At 49.6% G+C, this 17,859-nt stretch carries 17 protein-coding genes; 13 read left to right on the forward strand and 4 right to left on the reverse strand.

Going from position 1 to position 17,859, the window contains the following annotated elements; genetic code table 11:
* Positions 1-23: 23 nt before the first annotated feature.
* The 3 genes from acnB to RBK99_RS06575 all read left to right on the forward strand — a co-directional run bounded on the left by acnB (position 24) and on the right by RBK99_RS06575 (position 3,448).
* Positions 24-2,612, forward strand: a complete 2,589-nt coding sequence (gene acnB, locus RBK99_RS06565) for a bifunctional aconitate hydratase 2/2-methylisocitrate dehydratase (protein ID WP_317503837.1) — start codon at positions 24-26, stop codon at positions 2,610-2,612.
* Between the two features lie 233 nt (positions 2,613-2,845).
* A complete protein-coding gene (locus RBK99_RS06570; RefSeq protein ID WP_317503838.1) occupies positions 2,846-3,106 on the forward strand; it encodes a type II toxin-antitoxin system Phd/YefM family antitoxin in 261 nt (86 codons plus the stop codon).
* Positions 3,107-3,115: 9 nt separating this feature from the next.
* Positions 3,116-3,448 (forward strand): hypothetical protein, encoded by a 333-nt coding sequence (locus RBK99_RS06575; RefSeq protein WP_317503839.1) that lies wholly within the window; start codon positions 3,116-3,118, stop codon positions 3,446-3,448.
* A 213-nt stretch (positions 3,449-3,661) separates the two neighbouring features.
* Here the strand turns inward: RBK99_RS06575 and RBK99_RS06580 are convergent, their stop codons facing one another.
* The gene (locus tag RBK99_RS06580) at positions 3,662-5,410 is read right to left on the reverse strand and encodes a DUF885 domain-containing protein (protein WP_317503840.1); all 1,749 of its coding nucleotides are present in this window, start codon (positions 5,408-5,410) and stop codon (positions 3,662-3,664) included.
* A 116-nt stretch (positions 5,411-5,526) separates the two neighbouring features.
* Between RBK99_RS06580 and RBK99_RS06585 the strand changes: the two genes are divergently transcribed.
* Complete coding sequence (locus RBK99_RS06585) at positions 5,527-6,480, forward strand: Dyp-type peroxidase (RefSeq protein ID WP_317503841.1); 954 nt, start codon at positions 5,527-5,529, stop codon at positions 6,478-6,480.
* Here the strand turns inward: RBK99_RS06585 and argR are convergent.
* Positions 6,456-6,929: a transcriptional regulator ArgR gene (gene argR, locus RBK99_RS06590; RefSeq protein WP_317503842.1), complete on the reverse strand. Its 474-nt coding sequence runs from the start codon at positions 6,927-6,929 to the stop codon at positions 6,456-6,458. The genes RBK99_RS06585 and argR overlap by 25 nt on opposite strands.
* Before the next feature lie 187 nt (positions 6,930-7,116).
* Here argR and mdh point away from each other — a divergent pair, with 187 nt between their 5' ends.
* The gene (mdh, locus tag RBK99_RS06595) at positions 7,117-8,049 is read left to right on the forward strand and encodes a malate dehydrogenase (protein ID WP_317503843.1); all 933 of its coding nucleotides are present in this window, start codon (positions 7,117-7,119) and stop codon (positions 8,047-8,049) included.
* Positions 8,050-8,563: 514 nt separating this feature from the next.
* Here the strand turns inward: mdh and ispB are convergent.
* Positions 8,564-9,535, reverse strand: coding sequence for an octaprenyl diphosphate synthase (gene ispB, locus RBK99_RS06600; RefSeq protein ID WP_317503989.1), 972 nt, complete (start codon positions 9,533-9,535; stop codon positions 8,564-8,566).
* Positions 9,536-9,727: 192 nt separating this feature from the next.
* On the opposite strand from ispB, the gene rplU reads away from it, so the two are divergent.
* The 8 genes from rplU (at position 9,728) to RBK99_RS06640 (ending at position 16,128) form a co-directional block, all read left to right on the forward strand.
* Complete coding sequence (gene rplU, locus RBK99_RS06605) at positions 9,728-10,039, forward strand: 50S ribosomal protein L21 (RefSeq protein WP_253617821.1); 312 nt, start codon at positions 9,728-9,730, stop codon at positions 10,037-10,039.
* Positions 10,040-10,054: 15 nt separating this feature from the next.
* Complete coding sequence (gene rpmA / locus RBK99_RS06610) at positions 10,055-10,312, forward strand: 50S ribosomal protein L27 (RefSeq protein WP_011233737.1); 258 nt, start codon at positions 10,055-10,057, stop codon at positions 10,310-10,312.
* A gap of 116 nt (positions 10,313-10,428) precedes the next feature.
* Positions 10,429-11,589 (forward strand): Obg family GTPase CgtA, encoded by a 1,161-nt coding sequence (gene cgtA, locus RBK99_RS06615; RefSeq protein WP_317503844.1) that lies wholly within the window; start codon positions 10,429-10,431, stop codon positions 11,587-11,589.
* A gap of 71 nt (positions 11,590-11,660) precedes the next feature.
* Positions 11,661-12,161, forward strand: coding sequence for a type 3 dihydrofolate reductase (gene folA / locus RBK99_RS06620; protein WP_317503845.1), 501 nt, complete (start codon positions 11,661-11,663; stop codon positions 12,159-12,161).
* Between the two features lie 110 nt (positions 12,162-12,271).
* The gene (locus RBK99_RS06625; RefSeq protein WP_317503846.1) at positions 12,272-12,646 is read left to right on the forward strand and encodes a DUF3718 domain-containing protein; all 375 of its coding nucleotides are present in this window, start codon (positions 12,272-12,274) and stop codon (positions 12,644-12,646) included.
* Between the two features lie 147 nt (positions 12,647-12,793).
* On the forward strand, positions 12,794-14,245 hold the full coding sequence (locus RBK99_RS06630) for an alpha/beta hydrolase (RefSeq protein ID WP_317503847.1): 1,452 nt from the start codon (positions 12,794-12,796) through the stop codon (positions 14,243-14,245).
* A 3-nt stretch (positions 14,246-14,248) separates the two neighbouring features.
* The gene (locus RBK99_RS06635) at positions 14,249-14,983 is read left to right on the forward strand and encodes an ATP-binding cassette domain-containing protein (protein ID WP_317503848.1); all 735 of its coding nucleotides are present in this window, start codon (positions 14,249-14,251) and stop codon (positions 14,981-14,983) included.
* Positions 14,983-16,128 (forward strand): ABC transporter permease, encoded by a 1,146-nt coding sequence (locus tag RBK99_RS06640; RefSeq protein WP_317503849.1) that lies wholly within the window; start codon positions 14,983-14,985, stop codon positions 16,126-16,128. Before RBK99_RS06635 ends, RBK99_RS06640 begins: the two co-directional genes overlap by 1 nt.
* 365 nt (positions 16,129-16,493) lie before the next feature.
* On the opposite strand, the gene RBK99_RS06645 is transcribed toward RBK99_RS06640, so the two are convergent.
* Complete coding sequence (locus tag RBK99_RS06645; protein ID WP_317503850.1) at positions 16,494-17,813, reverse strand: NAD(P)/FAD-dependent oxidoreductase; 1,320 nt, start codon at positions 17,811-17,813, stop codon at positions 16,494-16,496.
* Between the last annotated feature and the right edge of the window lie 46 nt (positions 17,814-17,859).

Genomic DNA, 17,859 nt, shown 5'->3' on the forward strand with positions numbered 1-17,859 from the left:
CAAGCAAATGAGAGGTAATATCAGTGCTTAAAGAATACCGTCAGCACGTAGAAGAGCGCGCCGCAGAAGGCATCCCTCCGAAGCCACTAAACGCCGAGCAAGTAGCCGATTTAGTGGAATTACTGAAAAATCCCCCAGCCGGTGAAGAAGACTTTTTAGTCGAATTATTGGCTGAACGCGTACCGCCGGGTGTGGATGAAGCGGCGTATGTTAAAGCTGGTTTTTTAAGCGCCGTTGTTAAGGGTGACATTGAAAGCCCGGTTGTGAGCAAAGAATACGCGGTAAAACTGCTGGGTAACATGCATGGTGGTTACAACATCGTTACTTTGGTGGAGTTGCTGGACGACTCTCAGCTGGCTGAATTAGCAGCGAAAGAACTGAAAGAAACCATCTTAATGTTTGACGCCTTCCACGACGTGGAAGAGAAAATGAAAGCCGGTAACGCACTGGCGAAAGAGGTTGTCGAGTCCTGGGCTAAGGCCGAGTGGTTTACCAACAGCGACGAGCTGGCTAAGTCCATTAAAGCGACCGTCTTTAAAGTGACTGGCGAAATTAATACCGACGACTTGTCTCCGGCACCCGACGCCTGGTCTCGTCCGGATATTCCTCTGCATGCTAAAGCCATGTTTAAAATGCCACGTGAAGGCATTACCGATGCAGGCAAACAGATTGAAGAATTGAAAGAAAAAGGTCATCCAGTTGCCTTTGTTGGTGACGTAGTGGGTACCGGTTCTTCACGTAAATCTGCAACCAACTCAGTATTATGGAATATCGGTGAAGACATGCCGGGCACTCCAAACAAACGTGCCGGCGGTATCTGTATTGGTTCTAAAGTTGCGCCAATTTTCTTCAACACCATGAAAGACGCAGGCGCGTTGGTATTTGAAGCTGACGTTGAAAAAATGAACATGGGTGATGTGCTTACTATCTACCCATATGAAGGAAAAATTGAAAACGAAGCGGGCGAAGTGGTTGCCGAGTACGATTACGCATCTCGTGTCATTCTGGATGAAGTGCGTGCCGGCGGCCGGATCAACCTGATCATTGGTCGTGGCCTGACTGAAAAAGCGCGCGAATCGCTGGGCATGGGCCCTTCAGACTTATTCCGTAAACCAGAGCAACCAGCCGACAGCGGTAAAGGTTTCTCGCTGGCGCAGAAGCTAGTGGGTAAAGCTTGTGGTATGGACGGTGTTCGTCCGGGCGCATATTGCGAGCCTAAGATGACCACAGTTGGTTCTCAGGACACTACCGGTCCTATGACTCGTGACGAGTTAAAAGACCTGGCCTGCCTTGGCTTTAACTCTGACCTGGTTATGCAGTCATTCTGTCACACAGCCGCGTATCCTAAGCCTGTAGACGTTGAAACTCAGCACACCTTGCCTGACTTCATCATGAACCGTGGCGGTGTCAGCTTGCGTCCGGGTGACGGTATCATCCACAGCTGGTTGAACCGTATGTTGTTGCCAGATACCGTTGGTACCGGTGGTGACTCACACACGCGTTTCCCGCTGGGTATTTCATTCCCGGCAGGCTCTGGTCTGGTAGCGTTCGCTGCAGCAACCGGTGTTATGCCGCTGGATATGCCTGAGTCAGTACTGGTTCGCTTTAAAGGTGAAATGCAACCGGGTATCACCCTGCGTGACTTGGTTCATGCCATTCCTGCGTTCGCTATCAAAGAAGGTCACCTGACCGTGGATAAGCGCGGCAAGAAGAACATTTTCTCAGGTCGTATCTTAGAAATTGAAGGTCTTGATCACTTAACGGTAGAGCAGGCCTTTGAATTGTCTGACGCGTCTGCCGAGCGTTCTGCTGCCGGTTGTACTATCGACCTGTCAGAAGAATCTGTCGCCGAGTACCTGCGTTCTAACATCACCATGCTGCGTTGGATGATCAACGAAGGCTATGGCGATGCGCGTACGCTGGAGCGTCGTGCCCGTAAGATGGAAGAATGGCTAGAGAACCCGCAACTGACGCGTGCCGATAAAGACGCCGACTACTCAACGGTTATCGAAATTGACCTGAATGACATCAAAGAGCCAATCGTATGTTGTCCGAATGACCCGGACGACGCGAAGTTCCTGAGCGAAGTTTCCGGTAATAACGTCGACGAAGTGTTCATTGGCTCGTGCATGACGAACATTGGTCACTTCCGCGCAGCGGGTAAACTGTTAGAGAAAAACTCTGACCCATTGAATACGCGTTTGTGGATTGCTCCGCCAACGAAAATGGACAAAGCCCAGCTGGAAGTTGAAGGGTATTACGACATTTATGAGCGTAATGGTGTTCGCACTGAAATGCCGGGTTGTTCATTGTGTATGGGTAACCAGGCGCGGGTAGAGCCGGGCGCAACGGTACTCTCTACCTCAACCCGTAACTTCCCGAACCGTTTAGGTGATGGCGCAAACGTATACCTGACATCTGCCGAGCTGGCAGCGGTTGGTGCTATCGTGGGTCGCTTGCCGACACCGGAAGAGTACTTAGAGTACGCACAAGACATTAACTCAATGGCAGGCGAAGTCTACAAATACCTGAACTTCGACCAAATGGATGCCTTCCGCGACGCAGAAAAAGCGGCCAAGGAAAACATCATCCCAACCATTAACGTGGCTTAATGAGCGCTTAGGTTGCAAGGACTCTTTACGAGGACGCCCGCGAGTACGTCCATGTAGGGCTTGGGCAGCGCCATCCATGGCGCTGCACACCTCGTTAAGAGTCCTCGCAACCGTTGAGCGCACTCATTATCCACATTAATGTCTCCAAAACCGCTTCGGCGGTTTTTTTGTGCCTAGCTTGCCTGTGGTCTATTAATGGTCTATATTTAGTTCGACTTTAAAGAGGTTGAATCATGCAAATAAAAACCATTAGTTACATTAAGCAAAATGCGGCATCACTGGATGTTGAAGAGCCTATCGTTGTAACTCAGGGTGGCAAGCCGGTCTACCGTATCGAATCGGAAGCCAGTGCTCGTCAGCGGGACGAAGCTATTGCCACACTTAAGCTGATGAATCTGGCTGAACGAGATGTTCGCAATCAAAACTTGCTATCCCTTAGCGAAGCTAAAGAAAGGTTAGCGCGTGAACTCAGTACAAAGAAGTTTGAGCTTTAGTTCTCAGTTATGAACTATGATGTTGATTTTACCCAGCTCAGCTATAAAACTCTGGCTATTTTAAGCCGCTATATGGAAGATTTTCTTGGTGAAGAAGAGGCGATTAGATTAGGTCATCAACTTCTTGATTTCGCCACCAATAAACTTGGCGATAACCCTTTGCAATTTCCTGTTTCTCATGAGCTTGAGGCGTTAGGTATCACTGACTATCGAGTGGTGCTAGTGGATAACTATAAAATCTTATTTCGTTTAGATGAGAAGGCCCGGGTGAGCTACGTCATGGCCTTTCTACGACAGAAACAGAATACCCAAGATCTGCTTTACCAAATAACAATTTGGTAGCCTGATGCTCTTGCATCAGGTGAGATGGTTGAACACCTCACCTGACGTAGAACGTTAGGCTACAAAACTTGGCGGGAGAACAGCGAATAGTGAGTGCGACAAATGGTTACAGGGCCTCGTTTGGAGGTGTGCAGCGCCATGGATGGCGCTGCTCAAGCCCTACAGGGAAGTACTTGTGGGCGTCCTCCACACGAGGCCCTGTAACCTAAGCGCTCATGATTTCTTCTGTTCAGCAATCCAGTTGTTGATGTGTTGTTCGAGTACTTTCAGTGGCACGCTGCCGTTTTCCAGTATGGCATCGTGGAATTCACGAATGTCGAATTTATCACCTAACTGTTGCTCGGCTTCAGCGCGTAAACGCTTAATGGTTAGTTCACCCAACTTGTAAGATAACGCCTGTGCCGGCCAGGTAATGTAGCGGTCAATTTCAGTTTTCACGTTATGCAGTGACAACGCTGTGTTACTGGCCATGAATTCCATCGCACGCTCACGGCTCCAGCCTTTGGCATGCATACCTGTATCCACCACTAAGCGTGCCGCACGCCACATTTCGTAGCTTAGGCGACCAAAGTTGCTGTAAGGGTCCTGATAGAAGCCGGCTTCCAGCCCCAGGTACTCTGAGTACAAACCCCAACCCTCACCAAACGCGGAAATATAGGTTTGCTGACGGTATTCCGGTAAGTCTTCTAACTCGCCGGCAATGGCATTTTGTAAATGGTGACCCGGCACGGCTTCATGCAATGTCAGTGCTTCCATTTGGTACAGCGGACGGCGGTCCAGCGCGTAAGTATTCACCCAATAAAAACCAGCACGGTCATCACGGTTGGTACCTGAGTAACGACCTGTGGTGTATTTCGGAGCAATTTCTTCCGGTACGGGGGCTATGCCATAAGGCTTACGCGGTAAGGTTTTGAACAGTTTCGGTAACTGCCCGTCCATCTTCTTTGCTATCCAGGCTGCGTAGTGCAGTAATTCTTCCGCGGTTTCCGGATAAAACTGGTCATCGGTACGTAGAAATTCGACAAACTCATCGAAGCTACCGTCAAAGCCACTGGCCTCAATTGCTTCAAGCATTTCACCGCGAATACGAGCCACCTCACGCAAGCCAATTTGATGAATTTCATCGGCAGTTAAATCTAAGGTGGTGTAGTGCTTAATGCGGTTTTGATAAAACGCTTCCCCGTTAGGTAGCGCGCTGGCGCCAATCGTTTCGCGTGCATTGGGCAAATACTCCGTCACCATGAAGGTAAAGTAGTCGTCGTAGGCCGGCATGACCTGGTCATCAATCGCGGTCAGCGCATCTTCTTTTAGCTGCAGCCACTGCTCGTCTGCAATGAAATCCGGCTGCTGCATGAAAGGCGCAAAATAAACGCTTTTTTCCGCATCCTGCACAATATAAGCCAATATACTTTCTTCAAAACCGGCCATCGCTGCCGCTGGCTGGGTGTAGCCTTCTTCAATTGCTTTACGTAACCAATGAGTCTGCTGTGCCATATAGCGCGGGATGGAGCGCAATTTTGCTATATAATTCTGATAATCTTCAGCGTCTTCGAAAGACGTACGCGCAGGCATAAACGCTAACGAACTGTGGAAGCCGCCCTCTGCCGTCAAGGGCATGTAGTGTGCTTTAAAGCGGTATTCATCCACGCTGTTCTTTAGCGTATAGTGAATCATCGCGTGGTTGATCTGATCTTCCTGGCTTAGTGACGTAAGTTGAATTGCATTCAGTTGCTCTAGCCACTTTGCTTGTTGCTGATAGCGTTTCTCTAATGCTTCCGGGGACATATCGGTTAATTCAGTTTCGCTGGACGTATTCAGCCCTTCCCAGATCGTGTCAGCCAACTGGTGAAATTGAGCCGCTGGCGTCTGTTGCTCAACGCTGTCACGCTGTGGTTGGTTGTTAGCGGTGGTTGTGCAGGCCGTAAGCCCAAGCAAACCAAAAATAAGTATCAGATTACGCATGATTTTTCCTTGCGGTGTCATAACGAATACAGGCATTCTATAATGCCTCTTGCGCTATTTAATGTAAAAGCGAATAGAACGAACCCACAAAAATAACAGTTAAACGGGAGAATAGGGTGGATAAAGCTCAGTCAGGAGTCTACGCGGAACCCAATCTGCATGGTCTGACGTTGTTTTGTCATGTCATGAGCGACGACGTTGAAAGTTTACGTCGTAAACTCGCCCGCTTTCCAGCGATTTTACGTGATCTTGACGCTCGTTTCTCCGAGGGCATGTTAACGGGGTTTGTCGGCATCGGCGCCGATTATTGGGATGTTCTTTATCCGCACAAGCAACCGCTTCATTTGCAGGCGTTTCCAGAGTTGAGCGATGGTGATCGTGAAGCCCCCCGACACCCGTTTGATCTCATTATTCAAATTCGTTGCGACCGCTTCGACGCCAACTACCTGGCCGGACGTACATTAATAGAATGGTTTGGTTATGACATTGAAGTGGTTGAGCAAATCCGTTCTTTCCGTTATCTGGACGGCCGTGATTTAACCGGCTTTATTGATGCCCCCGATAACCCCAGGGGAATGAGAAAACGAAAGGCGTCCCTTATTGAAGAAAAAGACGATGCGGACTTTGTCGATGGCAGTTATTTGTTCGTACAGAAGTTCCGCCACGACTTACGGCGCTGGGACCAGCTTGGCCCGGAGAAGCAAGAGCAACTGATGGGCCGGGAAAAGGTGTCCGGCGAACGTTTATCAGAAGCGAAAATAGAAGGCGTTACCCATGCGGCCAAAAGTCGTTTAATTGACAACAACGAGCAGCCCATTCCGTTATTGCGACAAAACATGCCCTGGGGTGACTTACGCGAGCAGGGCTTGCTCGCTATGTATTTTAGTCACACGCCGAAATTAGTGGTTCAGTGGCTTAAGAATCGTTATTACGCCGACGAACAAGGGGCTTATGACCCATTGCTTGATTATTCTCAGGCCGTGTCCTGCTCCGGATTTTTCGTGCCATCCGCGCGTTTTATGCAAGAGAACAAAGAAGTACCTGATTATGAAGAAGGCAGTACGGCCTGATTAGCAAATAATTCTCTGACTTTTTGCAGAGTAAAATCGATATCGGCTACCTTGAGCGGTGCAATAAAGATAGTGTCGTCACCGGCAATGGTTCCCAGTACACCTTCTTTTTTACCGACAGAATCAAGCAAGCGCGCAATGAGTTGAGCCGCGCCCGGGCTGGTGCGAATAATGACCATCACATCATTATGCTGAATATCCAGTACAAGCTGGCTTAATGGTGCGCGGGTGGACGGAACCGCTAAATCAGGCGGTAAGCAATACACCATTTCCTGCTTAGCATTGCGAGTGCGCACGGCTCCTTGTTTGCTCAACATACGCGACACTTTGGACTGGCTAATGTTATCGAAGCCCTCAGCTTTCAAGGCGTTAACAATTTCTCCCTGAGAGCCGTAACGCTCTTCACGAAGCAGAGTTTTAAAAGCGTCAAGTAACGTGTCTTGCACCATGAGAGTGTTCAATTCCTATGCCGATTACATGCTATAATGAGCACCAGTGTACTGCATTAACAGGCGCTGTTCGAGTCCTTAATGTGTCGCCCGCAAAGTTGTATTTTTAGCGATATAGGAGTACAGTTTTGCCCCAAATTCTGCATTTTTACGCAGTTTAAATTGACTAACAAAAACGGAGTCTGAGATGAAAGTAGCCGTATTAGGTGCGGCCGGTGGTATCGGCCAGGCATTGTCATTACTTCTGAAAACCCAATTACCAGCCGGTTCAGAATTATCGCTGTATGACGTTGCGCCAGTAGTTCCAGGTGTAGCGGTTGACTTAAGTCATATCCCTACCGACGTGAAAGTAACAGGCTTCGGTAAAGATGACCTGGCATCGGCGTTGGTTGGTAGCGACATCGTATTAATTCCTGCCGGCGTACCGCGTAAGCCGGGCATGGATCGTTCTGACCTGTTCAACATGAACGCAGGCATCGTTAAGAATTTAGTACAAGGCGTTGCTGACAACTGTCCAGACGCTTGTGTTGGTATCATTACCAACCCGGTCAACACAACGGTTCCAATCGCTGCTGAAGTCCTGAAAAAAGCAGGCTGCTACGACAAGCGTAAATTGTTCGGCGTGACCACTCTGGACGTTATCCGTTCAGAAGCCTTTGTTGGCGAATTGCGCGGCTTAAACCCAGCAAACGTTAACGTACCGGTTATCGGCGGTCACAGCGGCACAACCATTCTGCCATTGCTGTCACAAGTTGAAGGTGTTGAGTTTACTGAGCAAGAAATCAAAGACTTAACTCACCGCATTCAGAACGCAGGTACGGAAGTGGTTGAAGCCAAAGCCGGCGGCGGATCAGCTACCCTTTCTATGGGGCAGGCAGCAGCACGTTTTGCACTGTCATTGCTGAAAGGCTTACAAGGCCAGGACACTATTGAGTGCACCTACGTTGAAGGCCCGGGCGACAACGCCAAGTTCTTCGCACAACCTGTACGCTTAGGCAAAAACGGCGCCGAAGAAATTCTGTCTTACGGCAAGCTAAGTGCTTTCGAACAAAAATGCATGGACGACATGCTGGACGGCCTGAAAGGCGACATCCAAACTGGTATCGACTTCGCCAGCTAAGCTTTCAGCAATCCGCTCTTGAAAATATTGGGGCGGGCCAGCATTGGCTGGCCATTGCAGGTTATCTTCCGAAAGACGCCTGCAAGTACGTCCCTGTAAGGCTTGGGCAGCGCCATCCTTGGCGCTGCACACTTTCTCCAGATAAACCTGCAATGACTTTTCGCCAATACTGATCCACCCCAACATTTCCACGCTACTTACTGAAGAGTGCTTCTCAGGCTCAATGTTTAAATATCTCAACTGAAACAGAGTGTTGGTTGTGAGTTATCAGGCTACGGAAATGGTTGATGGGGCAGGGTGTTGGCTTGTAAGCGTTAAGAGTGTTGAGGGCTTCCGTGGCGGAGTGTCGGCGAAGGCTACAGAGTTGATTGGAAATGCATAAAGCGGGAAGGGTTCTGTTTCGGAGGTGTGTAGCGCCATGGATGGCGCTACCCAAGCCCTACAGGGAAGTACTTGCGGGCGTCCTCCGAAACAGAACCCGATCCCCCAAGGCATTTCTTTCCTCCAAGCCTGCCTAAGCCACTCGGTCGACTGCCAGGTGGGTTAGGGCGAGTAAGGCTTGTTTGTAGTCAGAGTCCGGCAGTTCGCTTAAGCATTGGCGTGCTTGTTCGGCGGATTCTAGCGCTTGGTTACGGGTGTACTGTAGTGCGCCTGTGCGCTCCATAGCAGTGAGTACGGTTTGTAAGTGCTCACGTCCGTCGCCTTGTTCAATGGCTTCACGAATCAGCTTTTGTTCTGTTTCGTTGCCGTGCCACATGGCGTAAAGCAACGGTAGTGTTGGTTTACCTTCTGCTAAGTCATCTCCGGCATTCTTACCCATAGATTCGCTGTCCGCGGTGTAATCCATCAAGTCATCGACTAACTGAAACGCGGTGCCAAGGTAACGACCGTAATCGGCCAGTTGCTGGGTTACTTTCTCGTTTTGCGCGGTGAGCACGCCCGCTAATTCGGTGGCCGCCTCAAATAACTTAGCGGTTTTGCCGTATATCACATTAAAGTAGCTGGCTTCTGAAGTATCGGGGTCATTGCAGTTCATTAACTGCAGCACTTCACCTTCAGAAATAATGTTCGTGGCGTCTGCTAAAATACGCAATATTCGCAGTGAATCTAAATCGACCATTAACTGAAAAGCGCGGGTATAAAGGAAGTCACCAACTAAAACACTGGCTTCGTTGCCGAATACGGCATTGGCGGTTTTCCGTCCGCGGCGCAGCTCTGATTCGTCCACAACATCGTCGTGGAGCAGAGTCGCGGTATGGATAAACTCGATAATTGTAGCAAGTTTGCGATGATCGTTACCGTCATAACCCAAAGCGCGGCAGGCGAGTATAGCAAGCAGTGGGCGTAAGCGTTTACCGCCACTGTTGACAATATAAAGGCCTAACTGGTTAATTAAGGCAACGTCCGATTGAAGTTGTTCACCTATTAAGGCATTAACACCAAGCATATCGTCTTTGGTTAATGCGTTAATGGACTGCATATCCATCATAGATATCTGTTTATTTACAAAATTTAACGGAAAGGAGATGGTACACTATTTATAGCGGCGCGGAAACTCAAACCGCGGTCAGCAGCGTAGCCCTTAAGTTCAAATTAAGGGTTGCGATCATTGGCGGGATTACGTACAATTCGCGCCCTGATTTGAATTTGGATGCCCAATAGGGTTGTGGAGAATAATATGTACGCAGTATTCCAAAGTGGCGGTAAGCAGCACCGTGTGTCTGAAGGCCAAATCGTCCGCCTGGAAAAACTGGAAGCAGCTACCGGTGATGTAGTTGAATTCGACCAGGTTTTGATGGTTTCTGACGGCAGCGATGTAAACATCGGTGCTCCGTTCGTGTCCGGTGGTAAAGTGAAAGCGGAAGTGATTGATCACGGTCGTGGCGATAAAATTAAAATCGTTAAGTTCCGTCGTCGTAAGCATTCTCGTCGTCAACAAGGCCATCGTCAGTGGTTCACGGAAGTGAAAATCACTGGTATCAACAGCTAATTAAGGAGTAACTTCATGGCACATAAAAAGGCTGGTGGTTCTACTAAAAACGGTCGCGACTCAGAGAGTAAACGTCTCGGTGTTAAGCGCTTCGGTGGTGAGTCTGTATTAGCAGGCAACATCCTGGTTCGTCAACGTGGTACTAAGTTCCATGCAGGAGCTAACGTTGGCATCGGTAAAGACCACACATTGTTTGCAACCTCAGAAGGCAAAGTGTCTTTTGACGTGAAGGGCAGCAAAAACCGTAAATTTGTGAGCGTTATTACTGACTAATAACGTGAACATAAACTGAAAAGTTTCGGTTCTGAAAGCCCTGCCTTACGGCGGGGCTTTTTCATATGTGCTAGAATTTTGCACAGTATTCTATAAGTGATAAGTAGCAGATTGCGATGAAATTCGTTGATGAAGTAGAAATCCGCGTAGACGCGGGTGACGGTGGTAATGGTTGTATCAGTTTCCGTCGCGAGAAGTACATTCCCAAAGGCGGCCCTGATGGCGGCGATGGGGGCGACGGTGGTGACGTCTACCTGGAAGCAGATGAGAACCTGAATACCCTGATTGACTATCGTTTTGAGCGTTTTCACAAAGCTGAACGCGGAAAAAACGGTATGGGCAAAAACTGCACCGGCAGGCGCGGTAACGATATCGTGTTGCCTGTTCCTCCAGGCACACGTGCTACCGACATTGACACTGGCGAAGTTCTTGGCGATCTGACAAAACATGGTCAGCGTTTAATGGTAGCCAAAGGTGGCTTCCATGGCCTGGGCAATACACGCTTTAAAAGCAGTGTTAACCGTGCGCCCCGCCAGAAAACTGACGGTACGCCAGGCGAAGTACGCCCGCTGAAGCTGGAACTGATGTTGTTGGCTGATGTTGGCTTGTTAGGCATGCCGAACGCAGGCAAGTCCACCTTTATTCGCTCCGTATCGGCTGCGCGGCCAAAAGTAGCGGATTATCCGTTTACTACCCTGATACCTAATTTAGGTGTGGTCCGTCCGGCACCGCACAATAGTTTTGTTATTGCTGATATTCCTGGTCTTATTGAAGGTGCCGCGGAAGGGGCCGGGCTTGGTATACAATTCCTGAAGCACCTGGAGCGTTGCGGCTTATTGTTGCACCTGGTCGACTTAGCGCCTTTTGATGACACCGATCCTGCCGAGCAGGCGCGTATTATCATCAACGAACTGGAAAAATACAGTCCTAAGCTGGCGGAAAAGCCGCGTTGGCTGGTTATTAATAAAGTTGACTTACTACTGGACGAAGAGATCCAGGAAAAAGTGGATGAACTGGTTAAAGCCCTGGACTGGGACGGCCCTGTGTTCCAGATTGCCGCGCTGGAAGGGCGTGGCAGTGATGCGCTTTGTCGGGAAGTGATGTCTTATCTGGAAACCCTGCCTGCACCGGATACCGAGAAGCAGGAAGAAGCTGACCCGGTCGAATTTATGTGGGACAGCTACCACGAAGAGGTTCTGGAAGAGACGCTGGACGACGATGAAGATGACGACGATGATGATGATGATCACGACGTTGAAGTTATTTATCAGAAGTAGCCTGACATTTATGTCAGGTGAGATATTTGCCCTGACGTAAATGTCAGGCTACGCATTAAGGGCATCACCGAATGAAAATATCGCTTGTGGTCGCAATGGCGGAAAATCGGGTTATCGGAAAAGACAATAAAATGCCATGGCACCTTCCCGATGAGTTGCAGTATTTCAAAAAAATTACCTTGGGTAAGCCAATTGTTATGGGGCGCCGAACTTTCGAATCAATTGGCCGCCCCCTACCAGGACGCAAAAATATCGTTCTAAGTCGTCGAACGGATCGTTCGGAAAATCAGGACAGTCAGGTAGTTTGGGTCTCTGGGGTACAACAAGCTATAGCCGCTGCCGGGCCCGTCGATGAGGTTATGGTTATTGGTGGTGGAAAAATTTATGAAAATTTTTTGCCGTTGGCTGACCGACTATATGTTACGAAAATAGAACTAAATGTTGCGGGCGATACCTTCTTTCCTGATTATCACCAAGTCGGTGACTGGCAAGAGGTTGAGCGGCAAGACTTTGCCGCAGATGAGCGTAACTCGCATAATTTTACTACTCTTATTTTCGATCGAAAACGTTAATAAGAAGTTATAAATTCAGTGACTTACGACAATTTGAGCCCATTGCAGAGGGCTTGAGTTCGTAGTATCATCTTGATGAATTTTTGAACAATCTTGTGATGGGGTTTTAGATGAAAGCGATTGTATTAGGCACCATGATGGCTGCTGTAGCAGTAACTGGCGCAACTTTTTCGAAAAGCGCAGAGGCGAACCAACTGGCTTTGAGCTTATGCACATACGTACAGGGCGATGACACCATGCGTATGCGTAAGAAATTGCGCGACTCTCGTGTCCGTGTACGTGATATCTACACTGGTATTCAGTGTAATGGTCAAAGCTTACTGCAATTTGCAATGTCAAACGGTTCACAAGATATCGGCGAGTTCATTGTTGGTCGTCTATCTGTTGAAGAACTGAAAAGCTCTGGCGACTATGAGTGGGCTCAGGCTAACGGTCACGGCGGTAGTGCAATTGCCCAGGCTATTAAAGAGCGCGCCGGTCTTTAATAGCTGATCCGCTTTTTATTTTATTGAAACCCGCAACTCAGTTTGCGGGTTTTTTACATCTTCTAACAAATCAGTCAGTGACTTACCTTGTAATCCTCCCCTGTTCTCTACGACAATAGATCCGTTAAGCAGACAAACGGAATTATTATGAAACGATGGATGGTCTTATCTTTGCCATTACTGTTGCTGGGACTATTACCACTAAGCAGCTTGGCGCAAACTAAAACGACTGAGTCAACAAGTTGCTATTTGCCCGGGGTAAAAGAACAGTTACTTTGTGGAACCGTATCAGTCCCGGAAAACTACGCAGAGCCCGACGGTAAAAGTATTGGTATTTATTACGCCATTCTTCCCGCTGTGCAGGAAGGGGCAAAGCCCGATCCTATGTTGGTTTTGGCCGGCGGGCCGGGTCAGGCAGCAACAGAACTTGCACCCATGATTACTCGGATGTTTGAAAGTGTTCGTCAAAAGCGCGACATTTTACTGATAGATCAACGCGGTACGGGTAAAAGCCATCCACTGAAATGCGATATTCAGCGCCCCGACGAGTTAATCCGGGCGGACGATGAGCAAGATCTTGAAGCCTTAAGCCGCGAGTGCCAAAAGCAATATCCGGATACCGACACAACCCAGTATCACACCGTTAATGCGGTTAAAGATTTTGAGCGGGTGCGTGAACATCTCGGTATCGAGCAACTGAATTTGTACGGTGGCTCCTACGGCACACGCGTTGGGCTGACCTACTTACGGGAAGCGCCTGGTTCTGTCCGCACGGCAACTCTGGATGCTGTAGCGCCGCCTCAGGTAGTGATAGGCCCGTTCGGACAACACGGGTCCGATGCCTTTCAGGAAATGATAGAAGACTGCGCAGAACAAACGGCTTGTAACGAGAAGCTCCCGAACCTGGAACAAGATTATTATCAGGTGATGGATAAGTTACAAGAACAGGACGTTCTTTTGGACACAAGAGACCCTCTGTCTTTTGAGCCGCTGCAGATAAAGCTAACACCAGGCCGGTTCAGCTCCATTGTTCGAGTGGCCTTGTATCACCCAAGCACCCGACAGCTATTACCTTATGCTATTCATTCCGCTGCGGTGGGGAACTACCATGGCATTCTGGGGTTAATGGGCGGCACCATGTCGCAAAACAGTATTTATTTAGGACTGATGTTGTCAGTGGTTTGCGCTGAAGACTTACCCAGAGCAACCCCGGAACTCCTAAAAGAAGACGGAAATAATACGTTTATTGGCAGCCGTACCGGAGATGCCTTTATTGATATGTGCGCCGGTTGGGAGTCATCAACAGCACCGGGCTATTGGTCTGATCCAATTGTGAGCGATAAACCCGTATTGTTACTATCGGGTGAACTGGATCCGGTAACGCCACCAGAGTGGGGAGATTTAGCGCGACGTACATTACCTAACAGTAAACATTTGGTTGCACCGAATGCCAGTCACACCATTGCCAGCCATACCTGCGCCAATAAAATCATTGCGAAATTTATAGAGCAAGGCTCAGTTGAAAACATTGACGGTAGCTGTCTACAGAAGCAAAGACTGAAACCTTTTGTGCTGAACCAAAATGCAGCGGGGCTATAACGCATGATAAATGTAGAGGCACTGACAAAATCATTTAAGAACGTGCAGGCACTGGATTCTCTCAGTTTTCAGGCAAAAGACGGAGAAATAACCGGATTGCTGGGCCCTAATGGTGCGGGTAAGACAACCTGTTTGCGTATTATTTACGGGCTATTGCAAGCGGATACCGGCAAAGCCGAAATTGAAGGTGTTGATGCCAATCAGAACCCTATTGATGCGCGCCGCAATTTAGGCATATTTCCTGATAAGTTCGGGTTATATGAACGCTTAACGGTGCGGGAGCAAGTAGCGTACTTTGCCGGTTTGCACGGGCTTAAAGGCGAACAGCAGAAACAGGCGGTCGAGCAGGTAATAAATAAACTGGATATTGTCGAACTGGGAGACCGTCGTACTGCTGGTTTTTCTCAAGGCCAGAGAATGAAAGTTGCGCTCGCACAGGCACTGGTACACAGCCCTAAACATTTAATTCTGGATGAGCCCAGCCGCGGACTGGATGTTATGAGTACCCGAATTTTAAGGGACGTACTGCGTGAACAACGTGCGCAGGGTACCTGCATTTTGTTTTCCAGCCACGTGATGCAGGAAGTCGCCGCACTTTGCGACCGGGTGGTGGTTATGGCCAACGGTAAAGTTGCAGCAGAAGGTACGCCACAAGAGTTGTGCGACATGACAGGCGAAGAACAACTGGAAGACGCCTTCGTGAAAATTATTGGTACAGACGAGGGGATTGCGGCCTGATGAGTGCATTAACCTCCGTATGGAAAAAAGAGTTTCGAGACGCAATTCGTGATAAGCGCTCCGTTTTAGCAGCTATGTCGTATGCGTTTTTCGGTCCGTTACTCATGGCTGTTGCGTTCTTTTTTCTGATAACGCAGCTAACGGCCGAAGCCGATGTCGAAATTACTATTAAGGGTCAGGAGAACGCTCCCCAATTGGTTGAATTTCTGAGTGCAAATGGTGTGGTAGCTAAGCAAGATGAATGGGCAAAGACCGAAACACCCATCGTCTTGACCTTGCCGGAGAACTGGGAAGAAGGCATTCGTAAAGCTGAACCTGTGGAAGTGATACTGAAAGCTGATTGGTCAGCACAAAAACAGCAGACCGACATAAAGCGGGTGGAGCAAGCCGTGCAAGCTTATGCCAGCCAAATAGCCGCTTACCGTCTGACACTGCGTGGTATTGATCCACGCGTAGTGCAGCCTGTGCAGTTGCAAAAACAAGATTTGGCCACCCGAGGCTCAAAAGCCGCGATTATTATGGGCAGCGTGCTGGTGTTTATCATCCTGTCGGTGTTCTGGTCGGGTATGAACGTCGCAATCGACATCAGTGCTGGTGAACGCGAGCGCAACTCGTTAGAGTTTTTATTGAGCCAGCCGCTGAGTACCTGGGATATCGTCACTGGCAAAGCCCTGACCGCAACCACCTTCTCGCTGTTTGGCGCGATACTGTCGCTGGTGCTTATTCCCATTATCTTTGCTTATGTTCCTTTGCATGAAATAGGCATGAACGTGAACTTCAGCGTTGGCATGATGGTACTTATGTTTGTTCTGTTGGTGCCACTGGCTTTGCTGGCCACCGCTTTGCAGCTGTTTGTTTCTTTCCGGGCAAAGAACTTCAAAGAAGCGCAAACCTACATCAGCTTTTTGCTGATTATTCCCATGGCCGCATCGTTTGGCGTAGAATTCGCACGGCTCAAAAATCCCATACTCTACTATCTACCGCTAACCGGTCAGCATCAGGCCTTCTTGTCGCTCATACGCGGTGAAAGCGTCAACGTTATGGGCACCGTAGTCAGCGCAATAGCCACCCTGGCCGCCGCACTGCTGCTAATGAAATACATAGCCCGAATGCTCAAAAGCGAAAAAATCGTCTTTGGCCTATAGGGACAGGTTATTCACTTGTTTCGCTTGAGCATTGAATACTTCTGTGGCGGAGCCGCTACGAGCTCATCCATGAGGGCTTGACGAAGGCCATCCATGGCCTTCGACACTCCGCCACAGAAGTACTCAACACTCATAACGCTCACAAGCGAATAACCTGTCTTTCCGAGCCTATACTGATCGCATAAAGAAATTACGGGGTGAGGTGGTAGATAATAGTGAGCGCGTTAGACGGTTACAAGGGCTATTGTGGAGGTGTGCAGCGCCATGGATGGCGCTGCCCAAGCCCTACAGGGATGTATTCACGGGCGTCCTCCATAAAAGCCCTTGTAACCTCAGCGCTCGCCACCTTCCACCTGCCCCAGGGGTTAATCTCTTAGGCGACCGTAGTGGTAGTAGAGCCATTGGCCTAAGCGGCGGAAGCGCGGTAGTGGGAAGGGTTTTAATTGTGACTGGTAGTAGGGCAGTTCGGGCAGGGGGTGTCCCATGGCCGCTTCTGCCAGCCGTTGGCCGGCTAAGGCGGTAAAGCTCACGCCTGCACCGCAGTAGCCCATGCTGGCGTAGATATTGTCTTTCACATTGCCTATCCGTGGGTAGTCATCCAACGACACACTGACCCAGCCGCTCCAGAAATGCTCCCACTCGTTCACTTCCCGCAGCTGCGGGAAAGTCTGGTGTAATGCTGCCAGCAGGCGCTTTGCGTAAAGTGGATTGCCGGCACTTTTTCCCTGAATGGCCCCCCGGCCGCCAAACAGCAGACGGTTATCGGGCAGTAAGCGAAAGTAATATTTCAGAATGCGAGTATCCATCATGGCGTATTGCGGAGACAGTCGAATACTCTCAACTTGAGTTTCAGTCAGCGGTGGCGTAGTAATAATGCTCGACAGTACCGGTAGCGAGCGACTGGCAAGCTCAGGCAGTAATTGCCCTGAGGTATAGCCGTTAGAACAAACTAACAGCTTACGGGCGCGTACAGCGCCTTTAGCGGTTTGCAAATACACGCCTTTGCCGCCAAGCGACACAGCGGCGGTTACCGGACAATGTTCAACTAACTGCGCACCTGCAGAGGACGCCCGTCGGGCCGTAGCCGCAGCGAGTAACATAGGGTTAAGCGCAAAGCAGTCTGTGAAGCGCAAGGCCGAGTGGGCCTGGGGACTGGCAATAATGGCCGAAAGTTCCTCCCGGGTGAGCCACTCAACGGGTTGGTTAAACCGTTTCAGTTGCTCATATTGTTGCTTTAATGGCGCAATAGCACTGGGGCGGTGAGCAATTTTAAGATACCCCCCGTGTTGGCGCTGACCGTGTTGCGGGCACTCACGCAGGGTTTCCTCAACTAATTGAAGCGCGGTTTGGTGTTCGCCTGCAATGCCACGTGCCGTCTCTTCACCGAAACGCTGCGCCCAGGCAGATAGTCCCAAACGACCGGTACTTTTCATCACAAACCCGGCATTACGCGAGGAGCAACCCCAGGCTAACTGGTTAGCTTCAAAAACCGCAACGGAGCGCCCGTTCTCAGCCAAAACCCGTGCCGCATTTAAGCCCGTATAACCCGCACCAATAATCGCAAATTCCACTTCCTCCGGCGCATCCACACACTCCGGAAAGTCAGCCCGCGTATGCTGCTGCCAGTAACTCGCCTCAGGCGCATCACGCGGCCCCGGAGGCCCATCAACCAAAGGATCATACATAATCACCTACCTAGTAAAGCGGAGAAGGGCAGGTTGCTCACTTGTT

It is taken from the genome of Idiomarina solivarensis, from assembly GCF_033052755.1.
In the GTDB taxonomy this organism is placed as follows: Bacteria; Pseudomonadota; Gammaproteobacteria; order Enterobacterales; family Alteromonadaceae; genus Idiomarina.

What these genes read in the sequence shown, in the direction of transcription:
- RBK99_RS06570 (WP_317503838.1), top strand. Translation starts at nt 2,846, where the DNA reads ATGCAAATAAAAACCATTAGTTACATTAAGCAAAATGCGGCATCACTG.
- RBK99_RS06575 (WP_317503839.1), top strand. Translation starts at nt 3,116, where the DNA reads ATGAACTATGATGTTGATTTTACCCAGCTCAGCTATAAAACTCTGGCT.
- RBK99_RS06580 (WP_317503840.1), bottom strand. Translation starts at nt 5,410, where the DNA reads ATGCGTAATCTGATACTTATTTTTGGTTTGCTTGGGCTTACGGCCTGC.
- argR (WP_317503842.1), bottom strand. Translation starts at nt 6,929, where the DNA reads ATGGTGCAAGACACGTTACTTGACGCTTTTAAAACTCTGCTTCGTGAA.
- mdh (WP_317503843.1), top strand. Translation starts at nt 7,117, where the DNA reads ATGAAAGTAGCCGTATTAGGTGCGGCCGGTGGTATCGGCCAGGCATTG.
- ispB (WP_317503989.1), bottom strand. Translation starts at nt 9,535, where the DNA reads ATGGATATGCAGTCCATTAACGCATTAACCAAAGACGATATGCTTGGT.
- rplU (WP_253617821.1), top strand. Translation starts at nt 9,728, where the DNA reads ATGTACGCAGTATTCCAAAGTGGCGGTAAGCAGCACCGTGTGTCTGAA.
- rpmA (WP_011233737.1), top strand. Translation starts at nt 10,055, where the DNA reads ATGGCACATAAAAAGGCTGGTGGTTCTACTAAAAACGGTCGCGACTCA.
- cgtA (WP_317503844.1), top strand. Translation starts at nt 10,429, where the DNA reads ATGAAATTCGTTGATGAAGTAGAAATCCGCGTAGACGCGGGTGACGGT.
- folA (WP_317503845.1), top strand. Translation starts at nt 11,661, where the DNA reads ATGAAAATATCGCTTGTGGTCGCAATGGCGGAAAATCGGGTTATCGGA.
- RBK99_RS06625 (WP_317503846.1), top strand. Translation starts at nt 12,272, where the DNA reads ATGAAAGCGATTGTATTAGGCACCATGATGGCTGCTGTAGCAGTAACT.
- RBK99_RS06630 (WP_317503847.1), top strand. Translation starts at nt 12,794, where the DNA reads ATGAAACGATGGATGGTCTTATCTTTGCCATTACTGTTGCTGGGACTA.
- RBK99_RS06635 (WP_317503848.1), top strand. Translation starts at nt 14,249, where the DNA reads ATGATAAATGTAGAGGCACTGACAAAATCATTTAAGAACGTGCAGGCA.
- RBK99_RS06640 (WP_317503849.1), top strand. Translation starts at nt 14,983, where the DNA reads ATGAGTGCATTAACCTCCGTATGGAAAAAAGAGTTTCGAGACGCAATT.
- RBK99_RS06645 (WP_317503850.1), bottom strand. Translation starts at nt 17,813, where the DNA reads ATGTATGATCCTTTGGTTGATGGGCCTCCGGGGCCGCGTGATGCGCCT.